The 9721-nt window shown below is 66.6% G+C and carries 8 protein-coding genes and 1 pseudogene; 6 read left to right on the top strand and 3 right to left on the bottom strand.

The genetic code is table 11. The features are described 5' to 3' along the window. On the top strand, positions 1-631 hold a 631-nt coding region (locus U4Z64_RS31295; protein ID WP_321821982.1), incomplete at its 5' end, for a substrate-binding domain-containing protein. A gap of 167 nt (positions 632-798) precedes the next feature. Further along, a pseudogene (locus U4Z64_RS31290) lies at positions 799-959 on the top strand (carbohydrate kinase); the annotation flags it as partial. 6 nt (positions 960-965) lie between these two features. Here U4Z64_RS31290 and U4Z64_RS31285 read toward each other — a convergent pair. From U4Z64_RS31285 to U4Z64_RS31275, 3 genes are all read right to left on the bottom strand, one after another. Then, positions 966-2684: a SulP family inorganic anion transporter gene (locus U4Z64_RS31285; RefSeq protein WP_321821981.1), complete on the bottom strand. Its 1719-nt coding sequence runs from the start codon at positions 2682-2684 to the stop codon at positions 966-968. A 24-nt stretch (positions 2685-2708) separates the two neighbouring features. Further along, the gene (locus U4Z64_RS31280; RefSeq protein WP_321821980.1) at positions 2709-3335 is read right to left on the bottom strand and encodes a ParB-like protein; all 627 of its coding nucleotides are present in this window, start codon (positions 3333-3335) and stop codon (positions 2709-2711) included. A gap of 125 nt (positions 3336-3460) precedes the next feature. Then, a complete protein-coding gene (locus U4Z64_RS31275; RefSeq protein ID WP_321821979.1) occupies positions 3461-4003 on the bottom strand; it encodes a GNAT family N-acetyltransferase in 543 nt (180 codons plus the stop codon). Between the two features lie 279 nt (positions 4004-4282). Between U4Z64_RS31275 and U4Z64_RS31270 the strand changes: the two genes are divergently transcribed. The 4 genes from U4Z64_RS31270 to U4Z64_RS31255 all read left to right on the top strand — a co-directional run bounded on the left by U4Z64_RS31270 (position 4283) and on the right by U4Z64_RS31255 (position 9713). Further along, complete coding sequence (locus tag U4Z64_RS31270) at positions 4283-5503, top strand: MFS transporter (RefSeq protein WP_044849269.1); 1221 nt, start codon at positions 4283-4285, stop codon at positions 5501-5503. A 216-nt stretch (positions 5504-5719) separates the two neighbouring features. Beyond that, positions 5720-6538: a TetR/AcrR family transcriptional regulator gene (locus U4Z64_RS31265; RefSeq protein ID WP_044849270.1), complete on the top strand. Its 819-nt coding sequence runs from the start codon at positions 5720-5722 to the stop codon at positions 6536-6538. Positions 6539-7014: 476 nt separating this feature from the next. Then, positions 7015-8769 carry an AMP-binding protein gene (locus U4Z64_RS31260; RefSeq protein WP_321821978.1) on the top strand — a complete coding sequence of 585 codons (1755 nt, stop codon included), beginning with the start codon at positions 7015-7017 and terminating at the stop codon, positions 8767-8769. A gap of 29 nt (positions 8770-8798) precedes the next feature. Then, positions 8799-9713, top strand: coding sequence for a DUF1571 domain-containing protein (locus U4Z64_RS31255; protein WP_321821977.1), 915 nt, complete (start codon positions 8799-8801; stop codon positions 9711-9713). The last annotated feature ends 8 nt before the right edge of the window (positions 9714-9721 follow it).

Here is a 9721-nt window from a genome sequence, read left to right as displayed (position 1 = left end):
GAAGAAGGCGCAGGCGGCGGGCATCACGGTCGTCGCGGTGGACGTCGCGGCCGCCGGCGCGAACGCGACCGTGCAGACCAACAACGTGAAGGCCGGCGAGCTCGCGTGCGACTTCCTCGCGAAGAAACTCAACGGCAAGGGTAACGTGATCATCGAGAACGGTCCGCAGGTGTCGGCCGTGATCGATCGCGTGAACGGCTGCAAGACCGTGCTCGCGAAGAACCCGGGCATCAAGCTGCTGTCGAGCGACCAGGACGGCAAGGGCTCGCGCGAGGGCGGGATGAACACGATGCAGGGCTACCTGACGCGCTTTCCGAAGCTCGACGGCGTGTTCACGATCAACGACCCGCAGGCGATCGGCAGCGATCTCGCGGCGAAGCAGCTGAATCGCCCGAACATTGTGATCACGTCGGTCGACGGCGCGCCCGACATCGAAGTCGCGCTGAAGTCGAACACGCTCGTGCAGGCGTCGTCGAGCCAGGATCCGTGGGCGATGGCGCAGCAGGCCGTGAACGTCGGCTACGGGATCATGAACGGCCAGAAGCCGGCCAACCCGATGATCCTGATCGAGCCGACGCTCGTCACGCGCGACAACGTGAAAGCTTACAAAGGCTGGAGCAGCCCGCGCTGATCGCGCGACGCGACCCGCGATTCCTGGCGATCCCGGTCGGTGCGGGGTGCGGACACCGGCCCTGCCCGTCCGTTCACCCCAACCGCCGCACCGCCGCGCGACATGCCGCGGCACATGGTCTCGACCCAACGACGACGTTCCCCCGCCGGGCCGTATTCGGCGAAGCGCTGACCGACTTCATCCGTGATGACCCGCGGCATTGGCGCAGCGTCGCCGACGGTTCATGCTGGAACGTGGCGCGCGGCTCGGCGTGCCGACCGCCTTCGCCGGCATGGTCAGCCGCGCCAATTTGGCGGCACGGGAAAACACCAGGCGAAGTATGCGCGCCGCCCGGTCACGCACCACGCTTCCCGCCGTTACCGCGCGCCTGCAGCAGTTGCAGGCTCTCGTCGACACTCAGTTCGGACATCGCATCGTCGCGCAGCGTATCGTCGGTCGCGCGGCGCAGCGCATGCAACGCGTGCTCCTTGAGCCGCACGATCGCGAACTGCAGCCCGCGTGCCGCGCATTCGGCGGCGAACGTGCGCAACGACTCGATCGTCGTGCCGTCGACGTCCGGCGTTTCCTCGAGACTCAGCATCACGGTATGCGTATCGGGCGCGGCCTTCATCAGGACGCGCACGCGATTGAGCATCCGATCGGCGTTCGCGAAAAACAGCTGCGCCTCGGGCCGCACGATCAGCACACCGGGGATCGGCTTCGCATCGGCGTGATTCGCGACGTCGACGAAATCGTGGCCGTCGCGCAGCCGGCCGAGTACGCTCACGTTCGGCTCCGACAACTTGCGCAGCGTCAGCAGCAGGTTCACGCCGATGGCCGCGAGCAGCCCGTGCAGCACGCCGAGCACGAGCACCGCGAGCAGCGCGGCGATCACGACGAGCCGGTCGCGATGCCAGACCCAATACGGCCGGAACACCGACGGATGCAGCGAGTGGCTGACCGCGAAGATCACGATCGCCGCGAGCACGGGCTCCGGCGTGCGCGCGAGTTGCGGCAGCAGCAGCCACACGATCAGCGCGACCACGCCGGCCGCCCACAGGCCCGCGAAACGCGACTGCGCGCCGGCCGCCTCGTTCGCGGACGTCGCCGAATAGCCCGCGCCGACCGGCATTCCGTGCAGCAGCCCCGACACGAGGTTCGCGCAGCCGATTGCGACCAGGTCGCGGTTCGCCGACACGCTGTCGCCGTGCTTCAGCGCGAAGTTGCGAATCGATCCGTACGACTCCGCATACAGGATCAGCATCAGCGCGAACGCGAGCTCGACCGTCTGCATCCATGCGTTCCGGTCGAGATGCGGCAGCCCGAATTCGAGATGCCGGAAATCGATGTGTCCGACGATCGCGATCCCGTAATGCTGCCAGTCGAACACATAGCCGGCCGCGATCGACAGCACGATCACGACGAGCGTCGCGGGCACGCGCGAGCGCCGCCCGAGCACGAACAGCAGCGCGAGCGCGGTCGCGCCGAGCGCGACGCTCGCGAGGTTTGCACGCGGTGCACCGGTGACGAGGTCGAGTGCGACGCGCGGCGCATCGCTGTGCTGCACGGAGATCGCGAGAATCTTCGGCAGCTGCTTGATGACGATCGTCAGCGCCAGGCCGAACGTGAAACCGCGCAGGACCGGTCGCGCGACGAAATCCGACATGCCCCCGAGCCGCGCGACGCCCGCCAGGATGAACAGCACGCCGGTCATCGCGACGAGCGCGGCCGCGAGCGCGAGCTGCGCGGCAAGCGCCATCCCCGACTCGGCCAGCACGGTCGCGGCGAGTACGGCCGCTGACGACGACGTCGACGACACGATCGCAAAGCGACTGCTGCCGGCCAGCGCATAGACGACGAGCCCCGACAGCAGCGCGATCAGACCGGCCTGCGGCGGCAGGTTGGCGAGACCCGCGTACGCGACCGCCTCGGGAATCAGCAACCCGGCGATCGACAGGCCAGCCAGCGCATCGAGGCCGATGCGCTGCGTGGGCGGCGGTGGCGCCGCATCGAGTGCAGCAAAATGCTCGGGATGCTGCAAGCCGGCATCCGGACGGATCGGGGCGGTCGTCATGAGGCGGTAGGCACCGGGTGCGGGTCAGGGTTTGACGGCGATGACACCCGACCAGCCGGGCAGATAGCGCGCGTCCTGCTCGTGTGCGCGGCGCAGCGAGATGTCGAGCGCCTTCGCGAAGTTCTTGCGGATCTGGTCGAGCGTCACGTGCTGGCGCAGGTAGTCGGCCCACAGGAATTCGCTGAACGGCGTCGCATCCTTCGCGTAGCCGCCGGCCGTGCGCAGTTCGCCCGCGAGGCTTCGATACGGATCGTCCTGGAGCCCCGTCAGCGCCTTCGGCAGTTGTGCGTAGTCGCGACGCGAGCCGTCCACGCCGAACGGATGCACCCACTGGTTGTGTTCCATCATCCGCCAGAAGATCGTGTCGTCGAGCCAGGACAGATCCTTCAGCAGCATCGCGTTCACGCGCGCCTCCCCTTCCTCGATCAGCGCCAGGCCGAGATGGTGATGGTCGGTGATGTAGTGCAGCCCGCCCGGGCCGAGGACGGCCGGAAACCAGTGCGAGTCGATCGCCGCCTTGCGGGCGCGCTTGTCGAGCGCCTTCCAGTGCTTGCGCTTCGCTTTCACTTCGCGATAGCCGACCGTCATTTGCGTCGGACGCAGTGCGTCGAGCCGGACGGGAATGAGATGAACGTCGTTGCCGAGTGCCATGGTCGTACCCCATGTTGCGAATTTCCGGCAACGATACTCCTGATCGTGCGAGCCGTTAATACGTCGCGACCTCGATGCGCGTGCGCTTGACCATCCCTGACATCCGGTCGCGCCCGCACGCGACGCTATGCACGCAGGTCGTCGCGCTCGAGACGATGGCGAACGTAAGGAATGCCGTCGTGAATAACGCTCACGCGCCGCATCCCGAGCTTGCGCGCGACGTTCAACGAACCCGAGTTCGCCTCCGCGATATCGGCGATCACGCGCGGCAGCCGCACGGTGTCGAACGCGTGACGCACGACGGCCGCGGCGGCCTCGCACGCGATGCCGCGCCCCCACGCCACGCGCACGAGCCGCCAGCCGATCTCGACGTCGCGCGCGCCGCCCGCATAATCGGGAATCAGCAGGATCCAGCCGATGAACGCGTCGGGCGCGGCCTTCTCGAAGATCGACCAGTAACCGAGGCCCGGCGGATAGGCGCGCGTGATCCGGTGCGTGACGAAGCGGCGATGTTCGTCGGGGTCGTGCCACGGCCCCGCGATGTAGCGCGTGACCTCCGGATCGCGATCCATCGCGATGCTCGCGTCGAGGTCGGCCAGCACGCGCGGGCGCAGCCACAGCCGCGCGGTCTCCAGGGCGGACAGCGCGGCAACGGACGGTTCGGTCATCGGGGCTCCTGATTCGGTGACGATGCGCATCGCGTGCATTACGTATCTGATACAAAAAACCTTCCGGAATGATACAGACGACTGTCGCTCGTCACGCACACGCTCATTTCCGTTTTCTCAACAGTTCATTTCGTAGGGATTATTCCCGATGCGCGGTTATCGCGCCCCACATCGCACGGCGCGGCGGCCTACACTCGATCCATGCCCCCGCGTCGCGCGCCAGCCGGGCCGGCATCCGCCGGCAGAGTGTGCGCACAAGCCAACGAGGAGACCTCGGACATGAGCTGGACCCGCGAACAACGCAACGTCACGATCGCCGCCTACCTGGGCTGGACACTCGACGCGTTCGATTTTTTCCTGATGGTCTTCGTGCTGAAGGACATCGCCGCCGAATTCGCGTCGACGATTCCCGCCGTCGCGTTTGCGCTTACGCTCACGCTCGCGATGCGCCCGATCGGCGCGCTGATCTTCGGGCGGCTCGCCGATCGTTTCGGCCGCCGCCCGACGCTGATGGTCAACATCGCATGCTATTCGCTGCTCGAGCTCGCGTCGGGCTTCGCGCCGAGCCTCACCGCGCTGCTCGTGCTGCGCGCGCTGTTCGGCATCGCGATGGGCGGCGAATGGGGCGTCGGCTCCGCGCTGACGATGGAAACCGTGCCGACCCACGCGCGCGGCTTCGTGTCGGGCTTGCTGCAGGCCGGTTATCCGAGCGGCTACCTGCTCGCGTCCGTCGTGTTCGGCCTGCTCTACCAGACCATCGGCTGGCGCGGGATGTTCATGGTCGGCGTGCTGCCTGCGCTGCTCGTGCTGTACGTGCGCACGCACGTGCCCGAATCGCCGGCCTGGAAGCAGATGGAAAAGCGCCCGCGCCCGAGCCTCGGCGCCACGCTGCAGCAGAACTGGAAGCTCACGATCTACGCGATCGTGCTGATGACCGCGTTCAACTTCTTCTCGCACGGCACGCAGGATCTCTACCCGACCTTCCTGCGCGAACAGCATCACTTCGATCCGCACACCGTGTCGTGGATCACGATCGTGCTGAACATCGGTGCGATCGTCGGCGGCCTGTCGTTCGGCGCGATCTCGGAGCGGATCGGCCGCCGCCGCGCGATCTTCATCGCCGCGCTGATCGCGCTGCCGGTGCTGCCGCTGTGGGCTTTCTCGAGCGGCCAGCTCGCGCTCGCCGCCGGCGCGTTCCTGATGCAGATCTCGGTCCAGGGTGCGTGGGGCGTGATCCCCGTCCACCTGAACGAGATCTCGCCCGACGAGATCCGCGCGACCTTCCCCGGCGTCGTCTACCAGCTCGGCAACCTGCTCGCGTCGGGCAACGCGACGATGCAGGCATCGCTCGCGGTCTCCCAGGGCAACAACTACAGTTTCGCGCTGGCGCTCGTGGCCGGCATCGTCGCCGTCGTGATCGCCGTGCTGATCCTGTTCAGCCGCGAACGGCGCGGCATCGACATGACGCAATCGGTCAATACGCGTACCACCGCCGGCTGAAGCCGCGCATTGCCGCGACGCACCATCGCGCGTGCCCCGTCCCGCCGGGGCCACGCGACATACTTTCCGCATCCGCACATCGAACTAGAGGAATTTGTCCAGATTCCGCGCTTGCCCGCGCCGCACGCGTTTTTTTATCTTAATAAAAACGGCTGTTTGAATCAGACAATCAAATCACCTGTTCGCGGCCGGGCAACCGGCATTGGGAGGCGGGACATGGCAGTCAGTCAGGAGGGGCGAGCGTCCGCGGGACGACCGTCCGGGACGCGGTCATCCGGCAATCGGCAGACCGGCGGGACGAAGGCGCGCATTCTCGATGCGGCCGAGGACCTGTTCATCGAACATGGCTTCGAAGCGATGTCGATGCGGCAGATCACGTCGCGCGCGACGGTGAACCTCGCCGCGGTCAACTACCACTTCGGCAGCAAGGAAGCGCTGATCCACGCGATGCTGTCGCGCCGGCTCGACCAGCTCAACCTTGAACGCCTCGGCATCCTCGACCGCTTCGATGCGCAGCTCGGTGCGCACATCACCTGCGAGCACGTACTCGGCGCGATGTTCATTCCCGCGCTGAAGGCGTCGCGCGACCCCGAGCGCGGCGGCCCCGCGTTCCTGCGGCTGATCGGCCGCGCGTACACCGATCCGTCGCCGTTCGTGCGCAACTTCCTGACCGCGCACTACGCGAGCGTCGCCGGCCGCTTCTTCGATGCGTTCCAGCGCGCGCTGCCGCATCTGCCGCGCACCGAGCTCGGCTGGCGGCTGCACTTCGCGATCGGCGCGCTGTCCGGCGCGCTGGCCGGTGCCGAAACCGAAAGCCTGATCGACGAATTCTCGCAAGGCCGCACGATGAACGACGTGCAGATGATCGCGCGGCTGTCCTCGCTGATCGTCGCCGCGCTGAAGGCGCCGATGCCCGACAGCGCGCAGTTGTCGATCTTCGCGGCCGTGCTCGACGATGCGGGTGCGAGCGAAGCGTTCGGGCTGTCGTCGAGCACGGCTGCTGCCGATACGGCGACGGCGCCTTCGGCGAGCTGATCGCACCAGGCCGCGCAGGCGGCGTTTCACGATTTGGGCGGCCCGGGCCGGCGTTGATGCGCCGGCCCGGGCCGAACGAATGTCATGCGGCGGGAGCCAAGGCAGGCTTGCTTTCGTCGACGAAAAGCATGGGGTACGAGTAAGCGCTGGAGTGCTGACTCTCACTGACTGCGAAGCATGGGGCGGGAGTAAGCGCTGAAGTGCTAACTCTCACCGACCGCGAAGCACGGGTGAGCGTAAGCGCTGAAGCGCCAACTCTCACCGACCGCAAAGCATGGGGTGAGCGTAAGCGCTGAAGTGCCAACTCTCACCGACCGCGAAGCATGGGGCGAGAGCAAGCGCTGAAGCGCTAACTCTCACCGACCGCGAAGCATGGGGTACGAGTAAGCGCTAAAGCGTTAACTCGTACCGACCGCGAAGCATGGGGCGAGAGTAAGCGCTGAAGCGCTAACTCTCGCCGACACCGGAGACACATCATGGCCTCATCCGCAGCAACCGCAGCGGCCCAGCTCCCGCCGAACAGCGACGGCATCTGGTACGCGTCGTATCCGCCCGGCGTGCCGCACGAGATCGACGTCACGCAATACGCATCGCTCGTGCAGTTCTTCGACGAATGCACGACGCGCTTCGCCGAGCGGGTCGCCTACGTAAGCGCCGGCGCATCGATGACCTACCGCACGCTCGCGCAGAAAGTCGACGCGTTCGCGTCGTATCTGCAAAGCACCGGCGTAAAACCGGGCGACCGCGTCGCGATCATGCTGCCGAACACGTTCCAGTACCCGGTCGCACTGTTCGGTACGCTGAAGGCCGGCGCGATCGTCGTCAACGTCAATCCGCTCTACACCGCGCGCGAACTCGCGCACCAGTTGAAGGACAGCGGCGCACAGACGATCGTCGTGTTCGAGAACTTCGCGCGCACGCTGCAGGACGCGCTGCCGGAAACGCAGGTGAAGAACATCATCGTCACCGCGCTCGGCGACCTGCTCGCCGACGGTTTCAATGCGAAGGGACGCCTGATCAATTTCGTGCTGAAGCACGTGAAGAAGCTCGTGCCGGCCTACAACCTCCCGCAGGCGATCCGGCTGCGCTCCGCCCTCGCACTCGGCGCACGCGGCAAACCGCAGCCGGTGCAGACGACCCGCGACGATCTCGCGTTCCTGCAGTACACCGGCGGCACGACCGGCGTCGCGAAAGGCGCGATGCTCACGCACGGCAACCTGATCGCGAACCTGCTGCAAGCGAAGGCGTGGATCGCCGACCAGGTGTCGGGCGACGTCGAGACCGTGCTCACGCCGCTGCCGCTCTATCACATCTATTCGCTGACGGTGAACGCGTTCATCTTCATGGGGCTCGGCGGACGCAACATCCTGATCGCGAACCCGCGCGACATGAACATGGTGATGAAGATCATCCGCAACGAAACGTTCACCGGGATCACCGGGATCAACACGCTGTACAACGCGTTCCTCGACAACGACGAATTCCGCAAGCGCGACTTCTCGAAGCTCAAGCTCGCGATGGCGGGCGGCATGGCGATGCAGCGCGCGGTCGCGGAGCGCTTTCAGCAAGTCACGGGCCGGCCGGTCATCGAGGGCTACGGGCTCACCGAATGCTCGCCGATCGTCACGATGAATCCGGTGGACCTGAGCGACATGGCCGGGTTCAGCGGCTCGATCGGCCTGCCGGCCCCGTCGACACTCGTGCGCTTTCGCCGCGAGGACGGCACCTGGGCCGCCGTCGGCGAGCCGGGCGAGCTGTGCGTGCACGGCCCGCAGGTGATGCGCGGCTACTGGCAGCGGCCCGACGAAACCGCGAAGGTGATCGACGCCGACGGCTGGCTCGGCACCGGCGACATCGGCGTGATGGACGAGCGCGGCTTCATCCGCCTCATCGACCGCAAGAAGGACATGATCCTCGTGTCGGGTTTCAACGTGTATCCGAACGAGATCGAGGAAGTGCTGGTCATGCATCCGGGCATCAGCGAAGCCGCTGCGATCGGCATCCCGGACGAAGTACAGGGCGAACGGATCAAGGTCTTCGTCGTGCGCCGCGACCCGACGCTGACGGTCGACGACGTGCTCGCGCACTGCCGCAAGAACCTGACCGGCTACAAGATGCCGAAATTCGTCGAGTTCCGCGATGCGCTGCCGCAGACCAACGTCGGCAAGATCCTGCGCCGCGCGCTGCGCGACGAGGAACTCGCCAGGATCAAGGCCGCAAAGCAAGGCTGAACGATCCGATGAGCCCCGAGACGCTGTCGATGAACGAAGGAACGAAGCGCCGCGCGCGGTACGCCGCCGCGGCACTCGCGTGCGTGCTGTCGCTCGCGCAAGCCGGCCTGCACGCCGAGGAAACCGCCGATGCCGCGAGCGCGGTACAGGAGGCCGCACTGCCGGCGGAGCTGGCGAAGGTCACGCGCGAGCCGGTCGCGCAGCAGGCGCGCTGGCTGCGCACGGCCGCCCAGCGCGGCGCGCTCGCGCAACTCGACGACGCGACGCTCACGGCGCTGTTCAAGGCCCTCGATCCGCTCGCCGTACCGCTCTATATCCGCAATGGTCCCAACGGCTATCCGTCGTACCAGTTCACGATGGTGCGCCAGGAACGCATCAGCGGGAAATGGTCCGACACGCCCGACCGCATGCTCGTGAAGACGACCCGCGAACCGTTGCGCGTTTATGCGAAATGGCTGGCGAGCGGCGCGCATGCGGGACAGGAGACGATCTACGACACGACGCGGCGCAGGGACGAGATGTACGGCCATCTCGGCGGCCTGCTCGGCAAGATTCCGTTGTGGACGGCGCTCGACGGCGCACTCGCGCGTGCGCAGTCGAATCACCAGGTGAAGGATCTCGGCACCGAGTTCATCACGAACCTGTACCTGACCGAAGGAAGGAAATACCAGGAAGCCGGCGTGCAGCGGCCGACCCAGGTGGAGGCGAAGACGATCGGCGGCGTGCGCGTCGTCGCGCTCACCTACGAGACGCCGACCGGCCGGCCGCAGTTCTACGCGAAAAAGGAAATCCTCGGGCTCGACCTGCACGCGCCCTACTTCAGGACCATCGAGTCCTATGACAACGACGGCAGGATCTTCGAACGGATCGTCATCGAGAAAATCGCGCCCGCGACGCTCGACGAATCCGCGTTCGACCCGAAGAACCCGGACTATGCGTTCTGATCGTCACC

The sequence above is a fragment of the Burkholderia sp. BCC1996 genome (assembly GCF_905339955.1).
Lineage (GTDB): Bacteria > Pseudomonadota > Gammaproteobacteria > Burkholderiales > Burkholderiaceae > Burkholderia.
This window is presented reverse-complemented; position numbering and strand designations above follow the sequence as displayed.

What these genes read in the sequence shown, in the direction of transcription:
- U4Z64_RS31255 (WP_321821977.1), top strand. Translation starts at nt 8,799, where the DNA reads ATGAACGAAGGAACGAAGCGCCGCGCGCGGTACGCCGCCGCGGCACTC.
- U4Z64_RS31260 (WP_321821978.1), top strand. Translation starts at nt 7,015, where the DNA reads ATGGCCTCATCCGCAGCAACCGCAGCGGCCCAGCTCCCGCCGAACAGC.
- U4Z64_RS31275 (WP_321821979.1), bottom strand. Translation starts at nt 4,003, where the DNA reads ATGACCGAACCGTCCGTTGCCGCGCTGTCCGCCCTGGAGACCGCGCGG.
- U4Z64_RS31280 (WP_321821980.1), bottom strand. Translation starts at nt 3,335, where the DNA reads ATGGCACTCGGCAACGACGTTCATCTCATTCCCGTCCGGCTCGACGCA.
- U4Z64_RS31265 (WP_044849270.1), top strand. Translation starts at nt 5,720, where the DNA reads ATGGCAGTCAGTCAGGAGGGGCGAGCGTCCGCGGGACGACCGTCCGGG.
- U4Z64_RS31285 (WP_321821981.1), bottom strand. Translation starts at nt 2,684, where the DNA reads ATGACGACCGCCCCGATCCGTCCGGATGCCGGCTTGCAGCATCCCGAG.
- U4Z64_RS31270 (WP_044849269.1), top strand. Translation starts at nt 4,283, where the DNA reads ATGAGCTGGACCCGCGAACAACGCAACGTCACGATCGCCGCCTACCTG.